Genomic DNA, 26,316 nt, shown 5'->3' on the forward strand with positions numbered 1-26,316 from the left:
ACACACCCCTTCCCTCGTCCTTCCAGGCTCCCGGCGGGTCCGGGCGCTTTCGTCGTCGGCGGTGACGAACTCGCGGTACATCGAAAGATGCAGTCCAGGACCGTTCGCGGGGATCACGCGGTGAGCACCCGCCCCGTGTTGGATGGGGACATGGCCGTACGACTGCCCCGCCCGCACCGCTTCGACGTGTACATCGCCATCGGCGGGCTGCTCGGCGGCCTGCTGCTGGCGGGCATCGGCCTGGCCACACGGCCCGCCAAGGATCCGATCACGCTCTTCGACGGCCCCTGGCCGATCCTGGTGCCGCTCGTCGTGATGGCCGGCTGCGAGCTGCTGCGTCGGACGGCCCCCCGCGCAGCCCTGCTGATCGGCACGCCCGCGATCTGCGCGGACCTCGTGACCCAGGGCAGCCTGGCCACGATCCTGATGTTCACCGACATCGTCTACGCGGCCGTGCTGTACGGCCCGCTCGCCTCGGCCCGCCGTATCCAGTGGATCACCGGGCTGCTCACGGTGGCCGGCACACTGGTGCCGTTTGCGGTGTGGCGGGTGCCGCAGGCACTGTTGATCGGCGTGGTCGTCGGTGTCGTGGCGTACGGGCCCGCCGCCACCGGCTGGATCGTGCGCAACCACCGCGACGCCGCCGAGGCCGCCCGGCTGCGTGCCGAACAGACCGCGCTGCTCGCCGAGCTCGACCGTTCGCAGGCGGTCACCGCCGAACGCTCAAGGGTGGCAAGGGAGTTGCACGACATGGTGGCCAACCACCTGTCCGCCATCGCCATCCACTCCACGGCCGCGCTGTCCCTCGACGATCCGAAGACCTCCAAAGAGGCCCTCTCCGTCATCCGGGAGAACAGCGTCGAAGGGCTCGCCGAGATGCGCCGGCTCATCGGCATCCTGCGCGACAGGGGCAACGACCACGCGCCCGCTGCCACCCCCACCCTCGACGGCCTCACCGCCCTCGTCGACGGCGCCCGCGCCAACGGCCTCGACGTCCGCCTCGACGCCGAGCACGGCACGGTCCCCGCGCCGGTCGAACTCGCCGCCTACCGCATCGTCCAGGAGTCCCTGACCAACGCCCTCAAGCACGCCTGCCCGGGGAAGGTCACCGTTGCCCTCGCCCAACGGGACGGCGTCCTCCGCGTGCGCGTGACCAGCCCGTACGGCCACCGGGACGGCCCGCGCGCCCCTGGCTCCGGCGCGGGCCTGACCGGTATGCGGGAGCGGGCGGCCCTGCTGGGCGGCACGTTCGAGGCCGGACCCGACGACGCGCTGTGGACCGTACACGCCACGCTTCCCCTGACCGAAGGAGATTCCGCATGAGCCCCGCCGTCCGGGTCCTCGTCGCCGAGGACCAGTCCGCCGTCCGCGCCGGTCTCGTCCTCATCCTGGGCAGCGCAGCAGACATCGAGGTGGTCGGGGAGGCTGCTGATGGGGAACAGGCCGTGGCGCTGGCACGGGAGTTGAGGCCCGATCTCGTGCTGATGGACGTACAGATGCCCCGGCTGGACGGGGTGTCGGCGACCCGGCAGGTCGTCGGGGAGGGGCTCGCCGACGTCCTCGTTCTCACCACCTTCGACCTCGACGAGTACGTCTTCGGGGCGCTGCGCGCGGGCGCCGCGGGCTTCCTGCTCAAGAACACCGAGGCGAAGGACCTGTTGGAGGCGGTACGGACCGTGGCGCGCGGGGAGGGCCTGATCGCCCCGGCCGTCACCCGCCGTCTGATCGCCGAGTTCGCCATCACGTCCGCACGCGAACCGACGGCCGACCCCGCCGTGCTCGACAGCCTCACCCGCCGCGAACGCGAGGTGCTGTCCTGCCTCGGCGAGGGCCTGTCCAACGCCGCCGTCGCAGCCCGCCTCGACATGGCGGAGGCGACGGTGAAGACGCACGTCAGCCGCCTCCTCGGGAAGCTGGAGCTGCGCAGCCGGGTCCAAGCGGCCGTACTGGCCCAGGAATTGGGGATCTAGCACGCTTGCCCCAGAGTGGTCCAGACCTATTGACCGATGGTCCAGACCTTTCTATTCTCGCGGCACTGTGGGCGTGAAGGCTCAGTCATGCCCCCCAACTCCCCTAGGAGGCGCAGCATGCGCTTCAGACACAGAGCCGCGGCAGGCTTCGCGACCCTATTGCTGCCGCTGGCCGGTCTGGTCGGCCTCGCAAGCCCCGCCCAGGCCGCGACCACCGCGACGGCGACCTACGCCAAGACCCAGGACTGGGGCACCGGCTTCGAGGGCAAGTGGACGGTGAAGAACACCGGCACCACGGCCATCAGTTCCTGGACGGTCGAGTGGGACTTCCCCTCGGGTACGTCCGTCACCTCGGCCTGGGACGCGGACGTCACGTCCTCCGGCACCCACTGGACCGCCAAGAACAAGTCCTACAACGGCTCCATAGCCCCGGGCGCCTCCGTCTCCTTCGGCTTCAACGGCGCCGGATCGGGATCACCGAGCAACTGCAAGCTCAACGGCGACAGTTGCGACGGCACGACGGTCCCCGGCGACGCGGCACCCTCCGCACCGGGCACCCCCACCGCCTCCTCCGTCACCGACACCTCGGTGAAGCTGTCCTGGTCGGCGGCCACCGACGACAAGGGCATCAAGAACTACGACGTCCTGCGCGACGGCAAGGTCGTCTCGACGGTCACCACCACGTCGTACACGGACACCGGCCTGACCGCCGGCACCGACTACTCGTACACCGTCCGGGCCCGTGACACCGCCGACCAGACCGGCCCGGCGAGCGGCTCGGTCGCCGTGCACACCACGGGCGGCACGACCACTCCCCCGACCTCCGGCTCCACGGTCAAGCTCGGCTACTTCACCGAGTGGGGCATCTACGGCCGCAACTACAACGTCAAGAACCTGGTGACGTCCGGCTCGGCCTCCAAGATCACGCACATCAACTACGCCTTCGGCAACGTGACGAACGGCCAGTGCGCGATCGGTGACTCCTACGCCGACTACGACAAGGCCTTCACGGCCGACCAGTCCGTCAGCGGGGTCGCCGACACCTGGGACCAGCCGCTGCGCGGCAACTTCAACCAGCTGCGCGAGCTGAAGGCCAAGTACCCGAACATCAAGGTCCTGTGGTCCTTCGGCGGCTGGACCTGGTCCGGAGGCTTCGGGCAGGCGGCGGCCAACCCGACCGCCTTCGCGAACTCCTGCTACAACCTGGTCAAGGACCCGCGCTGGGCGGACGTGTTCGACGGCATCGACATCGACTGGGAGTACCCGAACGCCTGCGGCCTGTCCTGCGACACCAGCGGCGCGGCGGCCTTCAAGAACGTGATGTCGGCGCTGCGTGCGAAGTTCGGCTCCAGTGCGCTGGTCACGGCCGCGGTCACCGCGGACGGCTCGTCCGGCGGCAAGATCGAGGCCGCCGACTACGCGGGCGCCGCCCAGTACGTCAACTGGTACAACGTGATGACGTACGACTTCTTCGGCGCCTGGGACGCCCAGGGCCCGACCGCCCCGCACTCCCCGCTCACCTCGTACAGCGGCATCCCGAAGGCCGGGTTCACCACGGCCGACGCGATGGCCAAGTACAAGGCGATCGGCGTCCCCGCGAGCAAGCTGCTGATCGGCATCGGCTTCTATGGGCGCGGCTGGACGGGTGTGACCCAGGACGCCCCCGGCGGCACCGCGACGGGGCCCGCCGCAGGCACGTACGAGCAGGGCATCGAGGACTACAAGGTGCTCAAGACGTCCTGCCCGGCCACCGGCACCGTCGCCGGCACGGCGTACGCGCACTGCGGCAGCAACTGGTGGTCGTACGACACCCCGTCGACCATCGCCGGAAAGATGAACTGGGCCAAGTCCCAGGGTCTCGGCGGCGCGTTCTTCTGGGAGTTCAGCGGTGACACCAGCAACGGTGAACTGGTGAGCGCCATCAACAGCGGCCTGTCGTAAGCGAATTACCCGCAATACCTAGGCGACATTGACTCTCCCCCAGACTTCGTCCGGGGGGACCCCCACCCAGCGGGTGAATGTGGCTACGCCACATTCACCCGCTGTCCGGGCGGGGCTGCCTCCAGCCACGCGAGGAAACCGGTCAGCGCGTCTTCGCTCATCGCGAGTTCGAGCCGCGTGCCCCGGTGCAGACAGGTCAGGATCACCGCGTCGGAGAGCAGCGCCAGCTCCTCCTCGCCCTCGGGGAGGCGGCGGCCGGCGACCTCGATCGCGGCGCGCTCCAGGATGCGGCGCGGGCGGTAGGCGTAGGAGAAGACGCGGTACCACTCGATGCGGTCGCCGTTGTAGCGGGCGACTCCGTAGCTCCAGCCTTTTCCGCTGGTGTCGGGTTTCTCCGGGACGTCCCAGCGCAGGCTGCAGTCGAACGTGCCGCCCGAGCGCTGGATCAGTCTGCGGCGCAGGCCGAAGACGAACAACCCCAGCACCACTAGGGCGACCACGACTCCGCACACAGTCAGAGCGAGGACCATCGACACCGACCTCCTCGTCTCCTAGGTACCGAAAATAGGTAACGGAACGGAAAAAACCCTTATATCTGCCTCAGCCGCGGTCGGCTCCGGATTGCTCCGGTGCCGGCCGCGGCTGAGTGACGTCTTCACACGGTGTGAGGCTTCAGCTGGTCGCCGTCGCCGCACGCAGTCGTACGTCCGCGCGACGCTCGGCAGAGGCATCGCCCTCCGCCTTCGCGCGCTCCAGCTCGCGCTCCGCGCGCTGGACATCGATCTCGTCCGACAGCTCGGCGATCTCGGCCAGCAGCGACAGCTTGTTGTCCGCGAACGAGATGAAACCGCCGTGCACCGCGGCGACGACCGTTCCACCATCACTCGTACGGATGGTCACCGGGCCCGACTCCAGCACACCGAGCAGCGGCTGGTGACCGGGCATGACGCCGATGTCGCCGGACGTGGTGCGCGCGACGACCAGGGTGGCCTCGCCGGACCAGACCTCTCGGTCGGCCGCGACCAGCGCGACGTGCAGCTCAGCAGCCAAGGTGGCTCCTCGGGTCACCACCCGGCGGTTCGGCCGGGTGTTGGTTACAAGTCTAGTGGGCGTGACAGAGGGGGCGGGACGTACCCCGCCCCCTCAGGTGTGAACCACAGGGCTCACTTCGAACTCAGGGAGTTCAGGAGACGCCCAGCTCCTTGGCGTTGGCCTTGAGGTCCTCGATGCCACCGCACATGAAGAACGCCTGCTCCGGGAAGTGGTCGTACTCGCCGTCGCAGATCGAGTTGAAGGCCGCGATCGACTCGTCCAGCGGGACGTCCGACCCGTCGACGCCGGTGAACTGCTTGGCGACGTGGGTGTTCTGGGACAGGAAGCGCTCCACGCGACGGGCACGGTGGACGACGAGCTTGTCCTCCTCGCCGAGCTCGTCGATACCGAGGATCGCGATGATGTCCTGGAGGTCCTTGTACTTCTGCAGGATCGTCTTGACGCGCATGGCGGCGTCGTAGTGGTCCTGCGCGATGTAGCGCGGGTCCAGGATGCGGGACGTGGAGTCCAGCGGGTCCACGGCCGGGTAGATGCCCTTCTCGGAGATCGGACGGGACAGAACCGTCGTCGCGTCGAGGTGGGCGAAGGTGGTGGCCGGGGCCGGGTCGGTCAGGTCGTCCGCGGGGACGTAGATCGCCTGCATCGAGGTGATCGAGTGACCGCGGGTCGAGGTGATGCGCTCCTGGAGGAGACCCATCTCGTCGGCCAGGTTCGGCTGGTAGCCCACCGCGGAGGGCATACGGCCGAGCAGGGTCGACACCTCGGAACCGGCCTGCGTGAAGCGGAAGATGTTGTCGATGAAGAACAGCACGTCCTGCTTCTGCACATCGCGGAAGTACTCCGCCATGGTCAGACCCGCGAGGGCCACGCGCAGACGGGTGCCCGGGGGCTCGTCCATCTGACCGAAGACCAGCGCGGTCTTGTCGATGACGCCGGAGTCCGACATCTCCTCGATGAGGTCGTTGCCCTCACGGGTGCGCTCACCGACACCGGCGAACACGGACACACCGTCGTGGTTGTTGGCGACGCGGTAGATCATCTCCTGGATGAGCACCGTCTTGCCGACGCCGGCACCACCGAACAGACCGATCTTTCCACCCTTGACGTACGGGGTGAGAAGGTCGATGACCTTGACGCCGGTCTCGAACATCTCGGTCTTCGACTCGAGCTCGTCGAAGTTCGGGGCCTTGCGGTGGATGGACCAGCGCTCGCCGTCATACTTGTCGTCGGTGTTCAGCACCTCACCGAGGGTGTTGAACACCTTGCCCTTGGTGAAGTCGCCGACCGGGACGGTGATGCCGTCGCCGGTGTCGGTGACCGGGGCCTGGCGGACCAGACCGTCCGTGGGCTGCATCGAGATGGTGCGGACCAGGCCGTCACCCAGGTGCTGGGCGACCTCCAGGGTCAGCGTCTTCTTCGCACCGTCCTGGGCCGGGTCGGCCACCTCGACGTGCAGAGCGTTGTAGATCTCCGGCATCGCGTCGACGGGGAACTCCACGTCGACGACCGGGCCGATGACCCGGGCGACGCGGCCCGTGGCAACGGCCGTCTCAACTGTCGTCGTCATTACCTGTCACTCCCCGCGGTCGCGTCGGCCAGGGCTGCTGAGCCACCGACGATCTCGCTGATTTCCTGGGTGATTTCGGCCTGGCGGGCCGCGTTGGCAAGTCGGGAGAGCGTGGTGATGAGCTCTCCCGCGTTGTCGGTGGCCGACTTCATCGCGCGGCGCGTGGCGGCGTGCTTGGAGGCGGCCGACTGGAGCAGCGCGTTGTAGATACGGCTCTCCACATAGCGCGGCAGCAGGGCGTCGAGGACGTCCTCCGCCGAGGGCTCGAAGTCGTACAGCGGAAGGATCTCGCCCTTGGGGGCTGCTTCCTTCGCCACCTCTTCGAGGCTGAGCGGGAGCAGACGGTCGTCGAGGGCCGTCTGCGTCATCATCGACACGAACTCGGTGAAGACGATGTGGAGTTCGTCCACGCCGCCTTCGGCCGTCTCCGTCTCGATGGCCTCGATCAGCGGCGCCGCGACCTTCTTGGCGTCCGCGTACGTGGGCTCGTCGGTGAAGCCGGTCCACGACTCCGCGACCTTGCGCTCGCGGAAGTTGTAGTGGGCCAGACCACGGCGGCCGACGATGTACGTGGTGACCTGCTTGCCCTCGCGCTCCAGGCGCTCGGTCAGCTGCTCCGCCGCCTTGATGGCGTTGGAGTTGTAGGCACCGGCGAGACCACGGTCGCTCGTCAGGAGCAGCACCGCGGACCGCGTGACCGTCTCGGCCTGGGTGGTCAGCGGGTGCTTGGTGTTCGAACCGGTACCGACCGCCGTGACCGCCCGCGTGAGCTCGGTCGCGTACGGCGTGGACGCCGCCACCTTGCGCTGCGCCTTGACGACGCGCGAGGCGGCGATCATCTCCATCGCCTTGGTGATCTTCTTGGTCGCGGTGACGGATCGGATGCGACGCTTGTAGACCCGGAGCTGGGCTCCCATGAGTCAGGTCCCTTCCTTACGTCACTTGGAGACGTTGACGGCCGGGGCGTCCTCGCCGAGCAGCTTGCCGTCGGACGTCTCGAACTGCTTCTTGAAGTCCGCGATGGCGTCGGCGATGGCGGTCAGCGTGTCGTCCGAGAGCTTGCCGCCCTCCTTGATGGAGGTCATGAGGCCCTGCTCCTTGCGGTGCAGGTACTCGAGCAGCTCCTTCTCGAAGCGGCGGATGTCGACGACCGGAACGTCGTCCATCTTGCCGGTGGTACCGGCCCAGACGGAGACGACCTGGTCCTCGGTCGACATCGGCTGGTACTGCGCCTGCTTCAGCAGCTCGACCATGCGCTGACCGCGCTCCAGCTGCGCCTTCGACGCGGCGTCCAGGTCGGAACCGAAGGCGGCGAACGCCTCCAGCTCACGGAACTGGGCGAGGTCCACGCGGAGACGACCGGAGACCTGCTTCATCGCCTTGTGCTGCGCGGAACCACCGACTCGGGAGACGGAGATACCGACGTTCAGCGCGGGACGCTGACCGGCGTTGAACAGGTCCGACTCCAGGAAGCACTGGCCGTCGGTGATGGAGATGACGTTGGTCGGGATGAACGCCGAGACGTCGTTGGCCTTGGTCTCGACGATCGGCAGACCGGTCATCGAGCCGGCGCCCATCTCGTCGGAGAGCTTCGCGCAGCGCTCCAGCAGACGGGAGTGCAGGTAGAAGACGTCACCCGGGTAGGCCTCACGGCCCGGCGGGCGCCGCAGCAGCAGCGACACGGCGCGGTAGGCGTCGGCCTGCTTCGACAGGTCGTCGAAGATGATCAGGACGTGCTTGCCCTCGTACATCCACTGCTGGCCGATGGCCGAACCGGTGTACGGCGCCAGGTACTTGAAGCCGGCCGGGTCGGACGCCGGGGCGGCGACGATGGTCGTGTACTCCAGCGCGCCGGCCTCGTCGAGGGCGCCACGCACGGAGGCGATCGTCGAGCCCTTCTGGCCGATGGCGACGTAGACGCAGCGGACCTGCTTCTTCGGGTCGCCCGAGCGCCAGTTGTCGCGCTGGTTGATGATCGTGTCGACGGCCAGGGCGGTCTTGCCGGTCTGACGGTCACCGATGATCAGCTGACGCTGGCCACGGCCGATCGGGGTCATCGCGTCGACGGCCTTGTAGCCGGTCTCCATCGGCTCGTGCACCGACTTACGGGCCATGACGCCCGGAGCCTGCAGCTCGAGGGCGCGACGACCGCTGGTCTCGATCTCGCCGAGGCCGTCGATCGGGTTGCCGAGCGGGTCGACGACGCGGCCGAGGTAGCCCTCGCCGACAGCCACGGAGAGCACCTCACCGGTGCGCTGCACCGGCTGACCCTCCTCGATGCCGCTGAACTCACCGAGGACGATGGCACCGATCTCGCGCTCCTCGAGGTTGAGGGCGAGGCCGAGGGTGCCGTCCTCGAACTTCAGCAGTTCGTTGGCCATGGCCGAGGGCAGGCCCTCGACCTTCGCGATGCCGTCGCCGGCAAGGGTGACCGTACCGACCTCCTCGCGCGAGGCCGCGTCCGGCTTGTACGACTGGACGAAGTTCTCCAGCGCGTCCCGGATCTCCTCCGGCCGGATCGTGAGCTCCGCCATCTGGGTTCCCTGCTCTCCTTGTTGGGCCCGAAGTTTCAACTTGGGGGTCTGGGGGCGACCCCCAGGAATCCTCTGCACGACCCAACCGGGCCGTAGGTACGTACTGCTGTACTGCTGTTCTGCTTATGAAGTTGCTGCTCAGCCCGCCAGGCGGCGGCCGGCGTCCTCGATGCGGTCCGCGATCGAGCCGTTGATGACCTCGTCGCCGACCTGCACCCGGATCCCGCCGAGGACCTCGGGGTCCACGTCGATGTTGAGGTGCATCTTGTGGCCGTAGAGCTTCGCGAGAGCTGCGCCCAGGCGCTGCTTCTGCGAGTCGCTCAGCGGCACCGCCGAGGTGACGACGGCGACCAGCCGGTCCCTGCGCTCGGCGGCGAGCTTGGACAGGGACTCCAGTCCCGACTCCAGGCTACGTCCCCGCGGCGCGGTAACAAGGCGCGTCACAAGACGCTCGGTCGACGCAGCGGCCCGGCCGCCGAGCAGCCGGTGCAGCAGCTCGATCTTGGCCGCGGTGGTCGCGGCGCGGTCGGTCAGCGCGGCACGCAGCTCGGTGTTCGAGGAGACGATCCGCCCGAAGCGGAACAGCTCGTCCTCCACGTCGTCGAGCCTGCCGGTCTTCTGCGCGGCGGTGAGCTCGGCGGTGTCCGCCAGCTCCTCCAGCGCGTCCACCAGGTCACGGGACTGCGACCAGCGGGAGCGCACCATGCCGGACACCAGGTCGGCAGTCGCCCCGCCGACCTGGGAGCCGAGCAGGCGCTGGGCCAGCTCGGCCTTCGCCTCACCGGCCTGCGCCGGGTCGGTCAGGACCCGACGCAGCGACACCTCGCGGTGGAGCAGCGCGGTGACGGCGGCCAGCTCGTCGGCGAGCTTCGTCACGTCGGCGGACGTGGAGTCCGTCAGCGCGTCGAGACGCTCGCGTGCGGCGGCCAGTGCCTCGCGGCTCGCTCCGTTCATCGCGCGGCCTCGGCCTTCTCCTCGAGGTCGTCGAGGAAGCGGTCGATGACGCGGCTCTGCCGGGCGTGGTCCTCGAGGGACTCACCGACGAGCTTGCCGGCCAGCTCGGTCGCGAGGTGACCGACGTCCTGCCGCAGCGCCTGCGCGGCGGACTTGCGGTCGGCCTCGATCTGCGCGTGACCGGCGGCGACGATCTCCTCGCGCTGCCGCTGGCCCTCGGCGCGCATCTCGGCGATGAGCGTGGCACCCTGCTCCTGCGCCTCCTGGCGCAGACGCGCGGCCTCGTGCCGGGCCTCGGCGAGCTGGGCCTTGTACTGCTCAAGAACGCTCTGCGCCTCGACCTGAGCGGCCTCGGCCTTCTCGATGCCACCTTCGATCGCCTCGCGGCGCTCCTCCAGAACCTTGTTGATGTTCGGGAGCAGCTTCTTCCAGAAGAAGAAGAACACGATGGCGAAGGCGATGGCGCCGACGAGCAGCTCGGGACCAGCCGGGACGAGGGGGTTCTGCTTCTCCTCGGCCGCGAGCTGTACCAAGTGGTTGGCGATCACATCAGTGCCTTTCGTCGCTACGTGTGGGTCAGGAGTGAATTACTGACCGAACACGAACGGCATAACGATGCCGATGAGGGCGAGCGCCTCACAGAAGGCGAAGCCGAGGATCTGGTTGGCACGGATCAGACCGGCAGCCTCGGGCTGACGGGCAAGAGCCTGGGTGCCGTTACCGAAGATGATGCCGACGCCGACGCCGGGACCGATGGCAGCGAGACCGTAACCGATGGAACCGAGGGAACCGGAGACGCCAGCGGCGAGTTCGAGGGTCGCGGACATGCCGTTACTTCCTTCTCTTTTACGAACCGGTGGGGGTTGGCCACCGGACGACCGGGGGTTTGGTGGTGCTCAGTGGTGCTCGGCGAGAGCACCCTGAATGTACGAGCAGGCCAGCAGTACGAAGACGTACGCCTGGACGGCCTGCACGAAAAGCTCGAAGAGAATCATGATCATGGTCATCACGAACGAGACGCCCGCGGCCGGGATCATGTAGCTGTTCAGCAGGTACCAGGAGGCGACGGTGAACATCACCAGCATCAGGTGACCGGCGAACATGTTGGCGAAGAGTCGCACCGCGTGCGTGAACGGGCGGACGAACAGGTTCGAGAAGAACTCGATGACCATGACGAGCGGCAGCACCGCGCCGAGCGACTTGTCGTAGCCGGTGATGTTCTTGAAGAAACCGACGAAGCCGTGCCGCTTGAAGGTCAGCGAGACCCACAGGAGCCAGACGACCGCGGCCAGGACCATCGGGAAGGCGATGACCGAGGACACCGGGAACTGCGCCAGCGGGATCACGGACCAGATGTTCATGATCCAGATGAAGAAGAACAGCGAGACCATGAGCGGGACGTACTTCTCGCCCTCGCGCTTGCCGAGCGTCTCGTAGACGATGCCGCGGCGGACGAAGTCGTAGCCGGCCTCGGCCACCATCTGGAGCTTGCCCGGGACCACCTTGGCCTTGCTGAAGGCAAGCGTGAAGAAGGTGACGACGAGCAGCGTGGTGATGAGCGCGAGCAGCATCACCTTGTTGAAGTCGTAGCCGCCCACGGTGAACAGGGGCTTGAACAGGAAGGAGTGCAGGCCCGGAGCCGGGAAGCCACACCCGTTGTCGGACATGATCCGGCAACTCCAGTCAAAGGCGAGCTGGGTCTGGTCAGCACTCACCGCGGGCTCCTTCGGCGTGACGCATGGGTACGGCAACCTCGTTGTGTCGGCGCGGCGCGCAGCCGCGGGTCGGCACTGGACTGGTGTTACGGATGTGAGGGCGGCTGGGGGGGCATCAAGCCTCGCGATTGAGCAGGCGTCAGCTCAGATGCCCGCGCCCGCGATGCCGCAGTTGGCACCGGACGATAGCAGGAGATCTCACAAGCCTTTATCCCGCCCCTATCCCTCACGACGACGACCCTGTCTTCTCGGACTTTCCACTCTTCTCGGAGTCGGGGTCGACGTAGAAAAGCTTGGCCTTCATATGCGCACGAGCCTGCGCAGCCATCCACACGACAGTCGCGACGACGAGCGAGACGGCGAACGTCTTCGCGTTGAAGAGAGTGGTGTCCTTGAAGACGGCCACGAAGATCAGGAGCAGCAGGAGCTGAGCGACGTACAGCATCAGCCCCATGGCCTGGAACAACTGCGGGAGCGTTTTTGCCGTCCACTGCAGGACGTACAGACCGATTCCCATGAACAGGATCGCGAGCAGTGTGCCGACCGCCGCACCGAGCGCACCCTTGCCGCCGGCGACCCCAGCGCTGACGGCGACGACGATCGCGCCGACAGCCGCTGTGGGCACAGCGGTCTGCAAGAGGTTCCGGGCGTCATTGGACGGCATGGCGGCAACTCCGCTTTCACAGGGGGCAGGGTGTCGTCATGGACGAGCGTAGTCCCGGATCGAGAGGGGAACTCACGGCCAATGGACCGTCGCACTGCGGCCCTTCAGCTCTCTCCGGGGTTCTCGTGAACCGTATCACAAACTATTTGATGCGGTCTTTACCTAGTCGGTGTGCTTGCTGTCACACATGAGAGTGACAGTGCGCGTCTGTGCAGAAACAGAACCGGCTTGTCTGGTATTGGGGGGCTTTGTTCCCCCACGAGTTGGCAATGCTCTAGTCAGATTCTTACCTTGCCGAGTCAGCGCAAGGTATCAGCGCGAGGTACCGGCCTTGCGCCGGTCCAGGAAGCGCGGACGAGCGCCCACAGCGGTCGCACCGTTCACCCCTGCCACACCGGCCACGACCGGAGGGCGCTGCTCCTCTTCGACCGCGGCCGGGTGCGCGGGGGTGGACGCGGATTCGGCGACGGCGCGGGCACGGCGGTAGCGCGGCGGCACGAAATGCTCGGCCCAGCGCGGGGCGCGGGGCGTGAAGCGCGGCAGCAGGAGGAGGAGCAGGCCGATGGCGCTGAGGATCACGATGCCCAGGACGATCCACATGGACGCCGAGTTGACCGAGTACGCCAGGGCACCGAAGGCGATCAGGGCCGACCAGAAGTACATGATCAGGACGGCCCGGCTGTGCGAGTGCCCGATCTCCAGGAGCCGGTGGTGCAGATGCCCGCGGTCCGCGGCGAACGGCGACTGGCCGCGCCAGGTGCGGCGCACGATGGCCAGCACCAGGTCGGCGGCGGGGATCGCGATGATCGTCAGCGGCAGCAGCAGCGGGATGTAGACCGGGACCATCTGGTGCACCGCCTGGCGCTGGGACCCGCCGAACAGGCTGTCCGGGTCGACCTGCCCCGTGATGGAGATCGCGCCCGCAGCCAGTACCAGCCCGATCAGCATCGAGCCCGAGTCGCCCATGAAGATGCGGGCGGGGTGCATGTTGTGCGGCAGGAAGCCCAGGCACATGCCCATCAGGATGGCCGCGAAGAGCGTCGCGGGGGCCGCGGCCTCGATGCCGTACGAGTACCAGATGCGGTAGGCGTACATGAAGAACGCGGCGGCGGCGATGCACACCATGCCGGAGGCGAGGCCGTCGAGGCCGTCCACGAAGTTGACCGCGTTGATGGTGATGACGACCAGCGCCACCGTCAGCAGGGTGCCCTGCCACTGGGTCAGCGCGACGGTGCCGACACTGGGGATCGGCAGCCACAGGATCGTCAGACCCTGCATGACCATGACGCCGGCGGCGATCATCTGGCCGCCCAGCTTGATCAGGGCGTCGATCTCGAACTTGTCGTCCAGGACGCCGATGAGCCAGATGAGCGCCGCTCCGGAGAGCAGCGCCCGCGGTTCGTTGGACTTCTCGAAGACCTCGTTGAGGTTGGTGAGATGGTCCGCGACCAGCAGGCCCGCGCACAGCCCGAAGAACATGGCGATCCCGCCGAGGCGCGGAGTGGGCTCCCGGTGCACGTCACGGGCCCTGATCTCCGGCATGGCTCCGGCCACGATCGCGAACTTACGTACCGGCCCTGTCAGCAGATACGTCACCGCGGCCGTGATGCAGAGCGTCAGCAGGTATTCACGCACAGGCTTCCCCACAGGTCTCGCTGGCCATCTCAGCCCCACACCCTAGCGACGCACGCATACGAATGGGGACTGCCGGGTAGCGACGATGGTTGCACGCGTGCCTGTGCACGCAGGCTGCACCCAGTGGTACGCAGGTGCGTCTACCCCCGCTCAGCCGGTGTACGGCTGAAATCTACCGGTGAGCTCGCGCACCTGATCACGCGCCTTCAGACTCTCGGTCTCGCCCCGCAGCACACCCGCCAGCAGCGCGGCGATCGATGCCATTTCCTCCTCTCCCATCCCCTGTGTGGTCACGGCCGCCGTGCCCAGCCGCAGGCCGCGGGCGTCCCCGTGCGGCAGCGCACAGCAGTCCAGCACCATTCCGGCCGCCGCGAGGCGGCCGCGCGCGGTGCGTCCGTCGACGCCGAGGGGCGCCGGGTCGGCGGTGATCAGATGGGTGTCCGTGCCGCCGGTGGTGACGACCAGGCCCTCGGCGGCCAGCAGAGCCGCCAGCGCCCGGGCATTGGCGACCACCTGATGGGCGTACAACCGGAACTCCGGTGTTGCCGCCTCACCGAACGCGACGGCCTTGGCGGCGATGCTGTGCATCTGCGCGCCGCCCTGGGTGAAGGGGAACACGGCCCGGTCGACCCGCTCGGCGAGCTCGGCGCCGCACAGGATCATCCCGCCGCGCGGCCCGCGCAGCACCTTGTGCGTGGTCGCGCAGACCACGTCGGCGTACGGCACCGGGCTTGGCGCCGCTCCCCCGGCGACGAGCCCCATGGGATGGGCGGCGTCGGCGATGAGATACGCCCCGACCTCGTCGGCGACCTCGCGGAAGACGGCGTAGTCGATGTGCCGGGGGTAGGCGATGGAACCGCACACGATCGCCTTGGGGCGGTGCGTACGGGCGAGGGTGCGCACCTGGTCGTAGTCGATGAGCCCGGTCTCGGCGTCGACGCCGTAGCCTACGAAGTCGAACCAGCGGCCGGAGAAGTTGGCGGGCGAGCCGTGCGTGAGATGCCCGCCGTACGGGAGGCCGAGGGCGAGGACGGTGTCGCCGGGCCGCAGGAGTGCCGCGTAGGCGGCGAGGACGGCCGAAGACCCGGAGTGCGACTGCACGTTGGCGTGCTCGGCGCCGAACAGGGCCTTCGCACGGTCCACGGCGAGACGCTCGGCGACGTCGACGATCTCGCAGCCGCCGTGGTGGCGGGCGCCCGGATACCCCTCGGCGTACTTGTTGGCCAGCGGCGAGCCGAGCGCGGCCAGCACCGCGGGCGAGGAGAAGTTCTCGGCGGCGATGAGCTGCAGCGTCGTCGACTGCCGGTCGAGCTCACCGAGCAGGATCTCGGCCAGCTCGGGGTCCTGCCGGCGCAGGACATCGGCCTCGAGGGTATGAGTGACCGGCATGATGGGCTCCGGGGGCGTCGACGGTGACGTACGACCAATGTAGGCCCGGTACCGGTGAGGTGCTCGGTTGTTACGCCTTCGCAGGTACACCGGTGAGCGCTGTGACGACCGGAGCCCGGTCTCCGGCACGTCCCGCGTCAGGCGCGCGCAGGAACCCCCGTCAGCGCCGTCACCACCGGATCCAGCGCCTGGTGTATCTCCTCCCCGATGGACCGGAAGAAGGTCAGCGGGGCGCCGTACGGGTCGTACACCTCGTCCGCCTCGGCGGTCGGGGCCAGGAGCCACCCGCGTAGAGCCGCCGCAGCCCGGACCAGCGCACGCGCGCGTGCCACCACACCGTCCTCCAGGGGCGGCAGGGTCGCGGGGTCTATCGCCCGCACCAGGCGGGTGAACTCCTTCAGCGTGAAGGTGCGCAGGCCCGCCGAGTGGCCCATGGAGATGACCTGGGCGCGGTGGTCGCGGGTCGCCGTCAGGACGAGGTCGGCCATGATGACGTGCTCGTCGAGGAGTTCGCGGCCCATGAAGCCGGAGGCGTCCGCGCCGAAGTCCGCGAGGACCGCCTCCGCGTTGGCCTCCATGGGCGCACCCTCGTGGCCCCAGGTGCCCGCGCTCTCCACGATCAGCCCGCCCCACAGCGGGTCGCCGAGCCGGGCCGCCAGGGCATGGCGGGTCAGCCGCTCGGTGATCGGCGAGCGGCACACGTTGCCGGTGCTGACGTGGAGGATGCGGAAGCTGGTCATGGGAACCCCGAAGGTTCCCGTCTCTTCCCCGTTGCCTATGCCACGCCCCGCGTCAGGGGCCGTCAATTCGCCACCTCGAGGTCGGGTACGACCTTCCGCAGCTCGTCCGGCGAGATCGCGCCCTCGCGCAGCAGCACCGGCACCGGGCCGGTGACGTCGACGATGGAGGACGGGACGTTGCCGGGGGTCGGGCCGCCGTCGAGGTAGACGGAGACCGAGTCGCCGAGCATCTCCTGCGCGGCGTCGCAGTCCTCGGGGGCGGGGTGGCCGGTCAGGTTCGCCGAGGACACGGCCATGGGGCCGACCTCGGTCAGCAGCTCGATGGCGACCGGGTGCAGGGGCATACGGATGGCGACCGTGCCCCGGGTGTCCCCGAGGTCCCACTGCAGGGACGGCTGGTGCTTGGCGACGAGCGTGAGCGCACCCGGCCAGAAGGCGTCGACGAGCTCCCAGGCCAGCTCGGAGAAGTCGGTGACGAGACCGTGGAGCGTGTTCGGCGACCCGATCAGCACGGGGGTGGGCATGTTGCGGCCCCGGCCCTTGGCCTCCAGCAGGTCGGCGACCGCCTCCGAGGAGAACGCGTCGGCGCCGATGCCGTACACCGTGTCGGTCGGGAGGACCACGAGCTCGCCACGGCGGACGGCGGACGCGGCTTCGCGCAGACCGGTCGTGCGGTCCGTCGCGTCGTTGGTGTCGTATCGCCGAGCCATGTCTAGCGGGCCTCCTCGTACACGTACATCGGGAAGTGGGTCGTCGGGGTGCTCACGGCAGTGCCTTGCGGGCCGTCGCGAACCGGGGGCGGTTGTTGAGGTCCGGGTGGTCGGCCGCGTCGGCCCAGCCCCGCTCCTCGGTGAAGATCCACGGCACCTGGCCGCCCTGGGTGTCGGCATGCTCGATGACGACGACGCCGCCGGGGCGCAGGAGCCGGTGTGCGGTCCGTTCCAGACCGCGGATGAGATCGAGGCCGTCCTCCCCCGAGAACAGGGCGAGTTCGGGATCGTAGTCCCGCGCCTCGGGAGCGACGTACTCCCATTCCGTCAGCGGGATGTACGGCGGGTTGGAGATGACCAGGTCGACCTGGCCGTCGAGGTCCGGGAAGGCGTCAAGGGCGTTGCCCTGGCGCAGGTCGACGCGCGAACCCTCCACGTTCTTGCGGGTCCACTGGAGCGCCTCCTCCGACAGCTCCACGGCGTGCACGCGCGAGCGCGGGACCTCCTGGGCGAGCGCGAGCGCGATGGCGCCGGAGCCGGTGCACAGGTCCACGATGCACGGCTCGACGACGTCCATGGCGCGTACGGCGTCTATGGCCCAGCCGACCACGGACTCGGTCTCGGGCCGCGGCACGAACACGCCCGGCCCCACCTGGAGTTCGAGGTAGCGGAAGTAGGCCCGCCCGGTGATGTGCTGCAGCGGCTCGCGCTGTTCGCGCCGGGCGATGACCTCCCAGTACCGGGCGTCGAAGTCCGAGTCCTTCACGGAGTGCAGTTGGCTGCGCTTCACGCCGTGCACGAACGCGGCGAGCTCCTCCGCGTCGGTGCGCGGCGAGGGCACGCCGGCGTCGGCCAGCCGCTGGGTGGCCTGTGCCACCTCTGCGAGCAGCAGGTTCACGCATTCCTCCGTGTCGTACTGGGTCGTGCGCAGATGCCTTTATGCAGCCGCCAGCTTCGCTGCCGAGTCCGCGTCGACGCAGGCCTGGATCACCGCGTCGAGGTCGCCGTCCAGGACCTGGTCCAGGTTGTAGGCCTTGAAGCCGACGCGGTGGTCCGAGATGCGATTCTCCGGGAAGTTGTACGTGCGGATCTTCTCGGAGCGGTCGACGGTGCGGACCTGGCTGCGGCGGGCGTCGGCGGCTTCCTTCTCCGCCTCCTCCTGCGCCGCTGCGAGCAGCCTGGAGCGCAGGATACGCATCGCCTGCTCCTTGTTCTGCAGCTGGCTCTTCTCGTTCTGGCAGGAGGCGACGACTCCGGTCGGGATGTGCGTGATGCGCACCGCGGAGTCGGTGGTGTTGACGGACTGGCCGCCGGGTCCGGAGGAGCGGTAGACGTCGATGCGGAGGTCGTTCGGGTTGATCTCGACGTCGACCTCCTCCGCCTCGGGCGTGACGAGCACACCGGCGGCGGACGTGTGGATACGGCCCTGGGACTCGGTGGCCGGCACGCGCTGCACGCGGTGCACACCGCCCTCGTACTTCATCCGCGCCCAGACGCCCTGCCCGGGCTCCGTGGCGCCCTGGCCGCCCTTGGTCTTCACGGCGACCTGGACGTCCTTGTAGCCGCCGAGCTCCGACTCGGTGGCGTCGATGATCTCGGTCTTCCAGCCGACGCGCTCCGCGTACCGGAGGTACATGCGCAGGAGGTCACCGGCGAAGAGCGCGGACTCGTCGCCGCCGGCGCCGGCCTTGATCTCGAGGATCACGTCCTTGTCGTCGGACGGGTCCCGGGGCACGAGCAGCAGGCGCAGCTTCTCGGTGAGTTCCTCGCGCTGCTTCTCCAGCTCCTTGACCTCGGCGACGAAGTCCGGGTCGTCGGCGGCGAATTCCTTCGCCGTCTCGATGTCGTCGCCGGTCTGCTTCCAGGAGCGGTACGTGGCGACGATCGGGGTGAGCTCGGCGTAGCGCTTGTTCAGCTTGCGCGCGTTGGCCTGGTCGGCGTGGACCGACGGGTCGGCGAGCTTCGTCTCCAGGTCGGCGTGCTCACCGACGAGTTCCTCGACGGCCTCGAACATCTTGGGCTCCTGTACTGCGTGGAAAAGGGCGGAAGGCGGGCGACCAAAAACGCCGGTCCCGGCACGCCTGTTTCAGGGCGCGGCCGTGGACCGGCGGATTGGAGCCAGCTACTTCTTGGAGCCGGCAGCAGCCTTGCCGAAGCGGGCCTCGAAGCGGGCCACACGGCCACCGGTGTCGAGGATCTTCTGCTTGCCCGTGTAGAACGGGTGGCACTCGGAGCAGACCTCGGCGCGGATGGTGCCGCTGGAGATCGTGCTGCGGGTGGTGAACGACGCGCCACAGGTGCAGCTGACCTGCGTCTCGACGTACTCGGGGTGGATGTCGCGCTTCAAGGTGTCTCCTAGTTTCGGGAGGGCGCCGGGTCGCTCCCGCGGGGTGCAGGGGCGTGAACCGGGGCCGACGTACCAGTCTGCCAGGACTGGGGCCATCCCCCAAAACCGGGGGCGACTGCAGATTGTTCCCTGCAGGCCGGTGGGGGCTTGTCGCGCCCCGCGGCGGAGCCGCAGATCGACACAGCCCCGCGCCCCTAGTGACTGGCGGTGACCACGCCCTTGGCTTCGCCCGTCGCCGTGCCCTTCGTGGCGCTCGCCGGGATCGCCTGGTCGTTCTTCAGGGCCGTCCAGACCTGCTGGGCCTTCGTCTTCTCCACGATCACGCGGTTGGGATTGGACGGGTCGTACTGGACCGGCATCGTGATCATGTGCATGTTGCTGGAGCTGATGCTCTTGAGGCCGTTGGCGAAGGACATCAGGGAGTTGACCGAGCCGAGGTCGGAGTCGGTCGTCACGGCCTTGGTGGCGGTGTCGGCGAGGTCGTAGAGCTTCTTCGGGCTGGTGAAGATGCCGACGTGCTTGACCTGCTCGACCAGGGCCTTGATGAAGGCCTGCTGGAGCTGGATGCGGCCGAGGTCGGAGCCGTCGCCGACGCCGTGCCGGGTGCGGACCAGGCCGAGGGCCTGCTCACCGTCGAGCTTGTGTGTGCCGGCCTTGAGGTTCAGATGGCTCTGGGAGTCCTTGATGTCCTTGGTCGTGGTGACCGGGACGCCTCCGAGCTCGTCGATGAGCTTCTCGAAGCCGCTGAAGTCGACCTCGAGGTAGTGGTCCATGCGCAGCCCGCTGATCGACTCCACGGTCTTCACGGCGCAGGCGGCGCCGCCGGTGGAGTACGCGGTGTTGAACATGACGCCGGACGCGGCGGGATGCGTCTTGCCGTGGGTGTCGGTGCACTCGGGGCGGTCGATGAGGGTGTCACGCGGCATGGAGACCACGCTGGCCTTCTTGTGGCCCTTGTAGACGTGCACGATCATCGCCGTGTCGGATCGGGCGCTGCCGTCGTCCGTGCCGCCGCCGAGCTTCTTGTTGCTGCCCGAGCGGCTGTCCGAACCGAGGACCAGGATGTTCTCGGAGCCGTTGTCGACCTTCGTCGGCCGGTCCGTGCCCAGGGCCGAGTCGATGTCGACGCTCTTGATGTTGCCGTTGAGCTTGAAGTACAGGTATCCGGCTCCGGTGCCGCCCAGCACGACGATGCCCGCGGCGGTCCACGCCGTGATCAGCAGGCCTTTGCGGCGCGTGCTGCGGGGCTTGCGACGGCGGCCCTTGGCGCGGCCGCGCGTGCCGTTGGTGCCGGGCTCTCCCGGTATGCCGGGTTCCGGCGTGCTCTCGGCGGACATGTGCTCCTCGTTCTCGTCCGGTCGGTTACCCCCTGCTGTCGGGAACAGGCTTCGTCGATTCGCCCGTACCGCACCATGTTCACCCCGGCTGGTCAGACGGGAGAACTCGGGAAAGGGTTGCACAACGCACTGTGCCCGACTTGTGGAAAGTCGGGCACAGTGCGTAACGGGTTATTCGGGTCGTACCCCTCTCACCTGCGGCGTCAGCCCCAGATGTCGTACGCCTGGAAGCCGGTACCGACAGAGATCCTTGTGGCAAAGATCTCGCTCGTCGCCTTACCGGTGCCCGGGTACAGGTAGAGCGTGCCTCCGGACGTCCGGGCCAGGAAGTCGGCCTTGCCGTCGCCGGTGATGTCGCCGACCGCGTCGAAGGCGTTGTAGCCGGTCCAGGCGCTGCGGACCTTGATACGGCCGGCGAAGGCGCCGGAGCCGGAGGTGCCGTTGCCCTTGTACAGGTACACGTCGCCGGTGCTGCTCTGACGGGCGATCAGGTCGGCCCTGCCGTCGCCGGTGAGGTCACCGTGGGCGCGCAGCGAGTTGTACTGGCCCCAGCCGGAGCCGACCTTCACCGCGCCGGCGAAGGTTCCGTTGCCCTTGCCCGGGTAGATCCACAGGTTGCCCGAGGAGTCGACCGAGAGCAGGTCGGGCAGATAGTCGCCGGTGACGTCACCGGGGGCGACGGTGAACTTGCGGGTGGACCAGTTGCTGAAGATCTGGGTCCTGCTCCAGCTCTGGGTGGACGGGATGTAGTGCAGCCAGAAGACCGCCCCGTCGCTGCTGCGGCGCAGGACGAAGTCCTGGTAGCCGTCCCGGTTGAGGTCCGTCTGCAGGATCGTGTTGTAGCCGCTGAAGCTGCCCCAGGAGATGCGGGACGCGAACGAGGTGCCCTTGGAGTCCTTCTCGTAGCCGGTGCTCGTGGAGTGCTCGCGCACGAACATGTCGGCCTTGAGGTCACCGCTCAGGTTGGTGTCGTCGATGCGGGGGTAGGCCGCCCCGACGTACGCCTTCACCTTGGTGAACACGCTGTACGCGCCCTTGGCCACGCAGTCCTGCACGCCCCACGACACGATGCCGACGATCCGGTTGTTGACGATCAGCGGACCGCCGGAGTCGCCGTTGCAGGCCGTGGTGGTGCCGGAGTCGCTGCCGGTCGCCGGGGTGCCGGCGCAGACCATGTGGCCCGCGATGAAGTCGCTGCCGTAGTAGCCGGAGCAGGTGCTGTCGGACTGCACGGGCAGCGGCGCCGACTGCAGGGTCTGCGAGATGTCGTCGCTGGTGGAGCTGGTACGACCCCAGCCGTAGACCTTGGCGCTGGTCCCGGCCGCGTACGACGCCGTGTCACTGGAGGTCGTCATGCGGATCGGGGTGGCGGTGATCGGGTTCGGCAGCGTCAGGACGGCGACGTCGTTGTCGACGGTCGTCGAGTTGTACGACGGGTGGTTCCACTGCTGCCAGATGCCGGAGACGGTGCCACCGTGCAGGTCGGTGTTGCCGGAGCTGTCGGTGGTGGGCAGCTGGTCGGTGCCGGTGACGATCGCCCCGTACGCGTGCCAGTTGAAGCCCTTGACGCAGTGCGAGGCGGTGAGGATCTTCGTCGGCGCCACGACGGTACCGCCGCAGAAGAAGCCGAGGTCGTCACCGGTGTCGCTGGTGCCCTTGTCGTCGTAGTACCAGAGCTGTGCCATCCACGGCGCCGAGGTGATGCTCGTCGAGGTGCCGCCGATGATCATCGGGCTGACCGTGGAGGTGGACGAGGACCCGGACGAGGAGGTGGACGACGTGCTCGACTTGTCCGTCTTGGCGTCCTTGGTCTTCGACCCCTTCCTGAAGTCCTTGTCGGTGGCGAGCGCGCCCGTGACACGGGCCGTCAGCTCGGACAGCGGGGCGGCGCTGGTGCTGGGCTTGACGGTCGGATCCGCCGACGCGGTCGCGGCGTTCGCGGAAGACATGAACAGCGCGGCGGCCACCGCCGCGGCGACGCCCGTCGCGACGACGGGCAGGGCGATGCGTATCCGGCGTCTGTGACGACCGCTGCCGGACATGGGTGTGGTCAAGGAAGTCCCCCCCACAGAGACATGAGTTTGGGAGGGGCGCACGCTGCGCCCCTCCCTCTCTGCGTCAAAAGGCCGCCCCCCGTTACCGGAGTAACGGGGGGCGGCCTGAGTGAAGGCTGTGCCTCAGTCGCCGTTGCCGGGCATCGGCGTCGTCTTCTGAATCTGCAGCAAGAACTCCGCATTCGACTTCGTCTGCTTCATCTTGTCCAGCAGCAGCTCGATCGCCTGCTGCTGATCCAGCGCGTGCAGCACCCGCCGCAGCTTCCAGACGATGGCAAGTTCGTCGCTGCCGAGCAGAATCTCTTCCTTACGCGTACCGGACGCATCGACGTCCACCGCCGGGAAGATCCGCTTGTCCGCAAGCTTCCGGTCGAGCTTGAGCTCGGCGTTACCGGTGCCCTTGAACTCCTCGAAGATCACCTCGTCCATGCGGGACCCGGTGTCCACCAGGGCGGTGGCGAGGATGGTGAGCGAGCCACCGTCCTCGATGTTCCGCGCCGCACCGAAGAAGCGCTTCGGCGGGTACAGCGCCGTCGAGTCGACACCACCGGACAGGATGCGGCCGGAGGCGGGCGCGGCGAGGTTGTACGCACGGCCCAGACGCGTGATGGAGTCGAGCAGCACGACGACGTCGTGGCCCAGCTCCACCAGCCGCTTGGCGCGCTCGATGGCGAGTTCGGCGACCGTGGTGTGGTCCTCGGCGGGGCGGTCGAAGGTCGAGGAGATGACCTCGCCCTTGACCGACCGCTGCATGTCGGTGACCTCTTCCGGACGCTCGTCGACCAGGACGACCATCAGGTGGCACTCGGGGTTGTTGTGCGTGATCGCGTTGGCGATCGCCTGCATGATCATGGTCTTGCCGGTCTTCGGCGGAGCCACGATCAGACCGCGCTGGCCCTTACCGATGGGCGCGACGAGGTCGATGATGCGGGTCGTCAGCACACCCGGGTCGGTCTCCAGGCGGAGCCGGTCCTGCGGGTAGAGAGGCGTCAGCTTGTTGAACTCCGGGCGGCCACGGCCGTGTTCGGGCGCCATGCCGTTGACGGAGTCGAGACGGACCAGCGCGTTGAACTTCTCGCGCCGCTCGCCTTCCTTGGGCTGACGGACCGCGCCGGTGACGTGGTCGCCCTTGCGCAGGCCGTTCTTGCGGACCTGGGCGAGGGAGACGTAGACGTCGTTGGGACCCGGCAGGTAGCCCGACGTACGGATGAAGGCGTAGTTGTCGAGGATGTCCAGGATGCCCGCGACGGGGATCAGGACGTCGTCCTCGTTGAGCTGCGGCTCGGCGCCGCCCATCTCGTCACGGCCACGGCGGCCACGGCGGTCCCGGTAACGGCCCCGACGGCCGCGGCGGCCGCCCTCGAAGTCGTCGTCGTCCTGCGGGCCGTTGTCACGCTGCTGGCGGTCCTGACGGTCCTGGCGGGCGCCGCCCTGCTGGCGGTCCTGACGGTCCTGGCGCTGCTGGCCACCGCCCTGGCCGCCCTGCTGCTCGTCGCCCTTGTTGCCGCGGCGGTCGCGGTCACGGCCTCCGCGGTCGCGGTCACCCCGGTCACGGCGGTCACGGCGGCCCTGACGGCCGTCACCGTCAGCGGCCTCGCCCTGCGCCTGCGGGGCGGGCGTCTCGGCCTTCGGCTCGCTCTTCGCCTCGGCGGCAACCGTCTCGGGGCTGCCCGCCTCGGCGGTGGCACGACGACGGCGACGCTCCGCGGGAGCGGCGTCCTCGCTGGCCGGCTGGCCGGGGATCTCGATCTGCTGCTGGGCCACGGCCTTCTCGGCCGAGGCGGCCGCCTTCTTCTCGGCGGCGGGAGCGGCGTCCTCGCCCGTACGAGCCTTGGAGGTGGCGCGGCGCTTGGGCTTGGTCTCGGCGGCGGCCTCGGCCTTCGCCGGGGCAGCACCGCCTCCCCCAGAGGGGGCACCCCCAGCCTGCGCCTCCTTGATGACCTCGATCAGCTGGCTCTTGCGCATGCGCGCCGTGCCCCTGATACCGAGGCCGGATGCGACCTGCTGCAGCTCGGCCAGCACCATGCCCTCAAGGCCGGTACCGCGGCGCCGCCGGGAGCCTGCACCGGTGGCAGGCGCGGAGGCGTCCGTGGCGGGCGCGGCAGCGGTCTCCTCGACACGTGCGCCCATCAGATCGGTGGTGTCGCTCACGAAGGGTCCTTCCCTGGAGCGGACGTCGGCCTGTCTGGCTCGGCGACCGGTTGTGCTTCCGGCTTCGGTCCTTGCTGTGTGGACCGTGCCGGGGCGGTGGTCCGCCAAAGGTGGCGGAGGCGATATCTGGGATGGCGCTTCCCAAAGCCGTGGCCGTGGCACCGAGTGTCGGTGTCACGTGGCTTGGTCGCACCGATTCCGGAGCGTGCCCGGCAAGTCGCTCAGTGCCCGCGTACGAGGTACTGCCCGCGTACGTCGTACGGAACACAGTGCGGCTTGGGAGGCTCCCGGAAGAATGTCTGTCCCGGACGGGGACACGAAGCACCTCGCCATGGTGGGGTCGGGTGCAGACTTGAGATTAACACTACCGGATCCAACAAACATTCCCCCTCTCGAAATCCGGCAACCGTGTGTCAGGTCGCAAGCGGCAGCACGCTCGCTCCCTGGGCGTCGAGGTCGAGCCGGTTCGCGGCCCACCCTTCGCCTGCCAGATGGGCGACCTTGTCGGCGCTGTCGGCGTCGGCCAGCGCCAGCACAGTGGGTCCTGCACCCGAGATGACTGCCGGGACTCCGTCGGCCCGCAGCCGCTCCACCAGCGCGGCGCTCTCCGGCATGGCGGGCGCGCGGTACTCCTGGTGGAGACGGTCCTCGGTGGCGGGCAGCAGCAGCTCGGGGCGCCTGGTCAGGGCCTCGACGAGCAGAGCGGCACGGCCCGCGTTGGTGGCGGCGTCGACGTGCGGCACGGTGCGCGGGAGCAGGCCGCGCGCGGTCTCGGTGAGGACCGGCTTTCCGGGCACGAAAACCACCGGAACGATGGAATCGGCGGCATCCATCCTGATCGCGCGGGCGGCGCCCGCCTCCATCCAGGACAGCGTGAAACCGCCGAGCAGACAGGCCGCCACGTTGTCGGGGTGGCCCTCGATCTCGGTCGCGAGCTCGAGCAGGGCCGTGTCGTCGAGCTTCGACTCCCCGCCTATGGTCACGGCGCGCGCGGCGACGATGCCGGCGCAGATGGCGGCCGAGGAGGAGCCGAGACCGCGGCCGTGCGGGATGCGGTTGGCACAGACGATCTCGAGGCCGCGCGGCTGTCCGCCGAGGAGGTCGAAGGCGGTGCGCAGGGAGCGTACGAGGAGGTGTTTCTCGTCACGCGGCAGCGTTTCGCTGCCCTCGCCCGCGATGTCGATGTGCAGCCCGGAGTCGGCCACCCTGACGACGACGTCGTCGTAGAGCCCCAGCGACAGACCCAGGGCGTCGAAGCCCGGGCCGAGGTTGGCGCTGGTGGCGGGGACGCGCACCCTTACGGCGGCGGCGCGGAAGGCGGGACCGGCCATCTCTCGATGACTCTCCTTGAGCTGCGTGATGGTCGAAAACATTCGATACGACATCGGCTACGTACGGGGAGACCCTCAGGCCGCGGAGACGGCGCGGCACCGTCCAGACGCTCCATGGGCGGAGGCATATGCGGCGGGCGGGTTCGGTACAGCCTATCGAAGGATGCTTCTGTGGCGACATAGGGCGCACAGGAGGCGCACGATGCGTGCCGTAAGCCCCCTGT

Annotated in this window: 24 protein-coding genes; 3 read left to right on the forward strand and 21 right to left on the reverse strand. The window is 68.6% G+C overall.

What is annotated here, in order from left to right; genetic code table 11:
- Positions 1 to 150: 150 nt before the first annotated feature.
- The 3 genes from IH68_RS0104450 to IH68_RS0104460 all read left to right on the forward strand — a co-directional run bounded on the left by IH68_RS0104450 (position 151) and on the right by IH68_RS0104460 (position 3,911).
- Positions 151 to 1,323 (forward strand): sensor histidine kinase, encoded by a 1,173-nt coding sequence (locus IH68_RS0104450; protein ID WP_030928633.1) that lies wholly within the window; start codon positions 151 to 153, stop codon positions 1,321 to 1,323.
- Entirely contained in the window at positions 1,320 to 1,970 is a 651-nt protein-coding gene (locus IH68_RS0104455; protein WP_030928635.1) for a response regulator, read from the forward strand. Before IH68_RS0104450 ends, IH68_RS0104455 begins: the two co-directional genes overlap by 4 nt.
- A 117-nt stretch (positions 1,971 to 2,087) precedes the next feature.
- The gene (locus IH68_RS0104460; protein WP_030928637.1) at positions 2,088 to 3,911 is read left to right on the forward strand and encodes a glycoside hydrolase family 18 chitinase; all 1,824 of its coding nucleotides are present in this window, start codon (positions 2,088 to 2,090) and stop codon (positions 3,909 to 3,911) included.
- 83 nt (positions 3,912 to 3,994) lie between these two features.
- Here the strand turns inward: IH68_RS0104460 and IH68_RS0104465 are convergent, their stop codons facing one another.
- The 21 genes from IH68_RS0104465 to thrB form a co-directional block, all read right to left on the reverse strand.
- Positions 3,995 to 4,441: a DUF2550 domain-containing protein gene (locus tag IH68_RS0104465; RefSeq protein ID WP_030928639.1), complete on the reverse strand. Its 447-nt coding sequence runs from the start codon at positions 4,439 to 4,441 to the stop codon at positions 3,995 to 3,997.
- Between the two features lie 142 nt (positions 4,442 to 4,583).
- A complete protein-coding gene (locus IH68_RS0104470) occupies positions 4,584 to 4,961 on the reverse strand; it encodes a F0F1 ATP synthase subunit epsilon (RefSeq protein WP_030928641.1) in 378 nt (125 codons plus the stop codon).
- A 133-nt stretch (positions 4,962 to 5,094) separates the two neighbouring features.
- On the reverse strand, positions 5,095 to 6,531 hold the full coding sequence (atpD, locus tag IH68_RS0104475; protein WP_030928643.1) for a F0F1 ATP synthase subunit beta: 1,437 nt from the start codon (positions 6,529 to 6,531) through the stop codon (positions 5,095 to 5,097).
- Positions 6,531 to 7,448, reverse strand: coding sequence for a F0F1 ATP synthase subunit gamma (locus IH68_RS0104480; RefSeq protein ID WP_030928645.1), 918 nt, complete (start codon positions 7,446 to 7,448; stop codon positions 6,531 to 6,533). The genes atpD and IH68_RS0104480 overlap by 1 nt, the downstream gene beginning before the upstream one ends.
- A 21-nt stretch (positions 7,449 to 7,469) precedes the next feature.
- A complete protein-coding gene (gene atpA / locus IH68_RS0104485) occupies positions 7,470 to 9,065 on the reverse strand; it encodes a F0F1 ATP synthase subunit alpha (protein WP_030928647.1) in 1,596 nt (531 codons plus the stop codon).
- 138 nt (positions 9,066 to 9,203) lie between these two features.
- Positions 9,204 to 10,019, reverse strand: coding sequence for a F0F1 ATP synthase subunit delta (locus IH68_RS0104490; protein ID WP_030928649.1), 816 nt, complete (start codon positions 10,017 to 10,019; stop codon positions 9,204 to 9,206).
- Positions 10,016 to 10,567: a F0F1 ATP synthase subunit B gene (locus IH68_RS0104495; protein ID WP_030928651.1), complete on the reverse strand. Its 552-nt coding sequence runs from the start codon at positions 10,565 to 10,567 to the stop codon at positions 10,016 to 10,018. Before IH68_RS0104495 ends, IH68_RS0104490 begins: the two co-directional genes overlap by 4 nt.
- Before the next feature lie 39 nt (positions 10,568 to 10,606).
- Complete coding sequence (locus IH68_RS0104500; RefSeq protein ID WP_030928653.1) at positions 10,607 to 10,846, reverse strand: ATP synthase subunit C; 240 nt, start codon at positions 10,844 to 10,846, stop codon at positions 10,607 to 10,609.
- Positions 10,847 to 10,915: 69 nt separating this feature from the next.
- Positions 10,916 to 11,686, reverse strand: coding sequence for a F0F1 ATP synthase subunit A (gene atpB, locus IH68_RS0104505; RefSeq protein ID WP_030928655.1), 771 nt, complete (start codon positions 11,684 to 11,686; stop codon positions 10,916 to 10,918).
- Positions 11,687 to 11,960: 274 nt separating this feature from the next.
- Positions 11,961 to 12,398 carry a hypothetical protein gene (locus IH68_RS0104510; protein ID WP_030928657.1) on the reverse strand — a complete coding sequence of 146 codons (438 nt, stop codon included), beginning with the start codon at positions 12,396 to 12,398 and terminating at the stop codon, positions 11,961 to 11,963.
- A gap of 312 nt (positions 12,399 to 12,710) precedes the next feature.
- The gene (locus IH68_RS0104515; protein WP_030928660.1) at positions 12,711 to 14,033 is read right to left on the reverse strand and encodes an MraY family glycosyltransferase; all 1,323 of its coding nucleotides are present in this window, start codon (positions 14,031 to 14,033) and stop codon (positions 12,711 to 12,713) included.
- Between the two features lie 150 nt (positions 14,034 to 14,183).
- The gene (glyA, locus tag IH68_RS0104520; protein ID WP_030928662.1) at positions 14,184 to 15,422 is read right to left on the reverse strand and encodes a serine hydroxymethyltransferase; all 1,239 of its coding nucleotides are present in this window, start codon (positions 15,420 to 15,422) and stop codon (positions 14,184 to 14,186) included.
- A 137-nt stretch (positions 15,423 to 15,559) separates the two neighbouring features.
- A complete protein-coding gene (locus IH68_RS0104525; RefSeq protein ID WP_030928664.1) occupies positions 15,560 to 16,228 on the reverse strand; it encodes a low molecular weight phosphatase family protein in 669 nt (222 codons plus the stop codon).
- The gene (locus IH68_RS0104530) at positions 16,225 to 16,872 is read right to left on the reverse strand and encodes an L-threonylcarbamoyladenylate synthase (protein ID WP_030928666.1); all 648 of its coding nucleotides are present in this window, start codon (positions 16,870 to 16,872) and stop codon (positions 16,225 to 16,227) included. The genes IH68_RS0104525 and IH68_RS0104530 overlap by 4 nt, the downstream gene beginning before the upstream one ends.
- 52 nt (positions 16,873 to 16,924) lie before the next feature.
- Positions 16,925 to 17,770 carry a peptide chain release factor N(5)-glutamine methyltransferase gene (prmC, locus tag IH68_RS0104535; protein ID WP_030928668.1) on the reverse strand — a complete coding sequence of 282 codons (846 nt, stop codon included), beginning with the start codon at positions 17,768 to 17,770 and terminating at the stop codon, positions 16,925 to 16,927.
- Between the two features lie 39 nt (positions 17,771 to 17,809).
- A complete protein-coding gene (gene prfA, locus IH68_RS0104540; RefSeq protein WP_030928670.1) occupies positions 17,810 to 18,886 on the reverse strand; it encodes a peptide chain release factor 1 in 1,077 nt (358 codons plus the stop codon).
- A 108-nt stretch (positions 18,887 to 18,994) separates the two neighbouring features.
- A complete protein-coding gene (gene rpmE, locus IH68_RS0104545) occupies positions 18,995 to 19,219 on the reverse strand; it encodes a 50S ribosomal protein L31 (RefSeq protein WP_019753312.1) in 225 nt (74 codons plus the stop codon).
- Between the two features lie 194 nt (positions 19,220 to 19,413).
- Positions 19,414 to 20,556, reverse strand: coding sequence for an LCP family protein (locus IH68_RS0104550; RefSeq protein WP_030928675.1), 1,143 nt, complete (start codon positions 20,554 to 20,556; stop codon positions 19,414 to 19,416).
- A gap of 203 nt (positions 20,557 to 20,759) precedes the next feature.
- A complete protein-coding gene (locus IH68_RS0104555; protein ID WP_030928678.1) occupies positions 20,760 to 22,598 on the reverse strand; it encodes a trypsin-like serine protease in 1,839 nt (612 codons plus the stop codon).
- Positions 22,599 to 22,733: 135 nt separating this feature from the next.
- Entirely contained in the window at positions 22,734 to 24,761 is a 2,028-nt protein-coding gene (gene rho / locus IH68_RS0104560) for a transcription termination factor Rho (RefSeq protein WP_030928681.1), read from the reverse strand.
- 413 nt (positions 24,762 to 25,174) lie between these two features.
- Positions 25,175 to 26,092 carry a homoserine kinase gene (thrB, locus tag IH68_RS0104565; protein WP_030928684.1) on the reverse strand — a complete coding sequence of 306 codons (918 nt, stop codon included), beginning with the start codon at positions 26,090 to 26,092 and terminating at the stop codon, positions 25,175 to 25,177.
- Positions 26,093 to 26,316 lie beyond the last annotated feature (224 nt).

Source organism: Streptomyces sp. NRRL S-646 (assembly GCF_000720765.1).
In the GTDB taxonomy this organism is placed as follows: domain Bacteria; phylum Actinomycetota; class Actinomycetes; order Streptomycetales; family Streptomycetaceae; genus Streptomyces.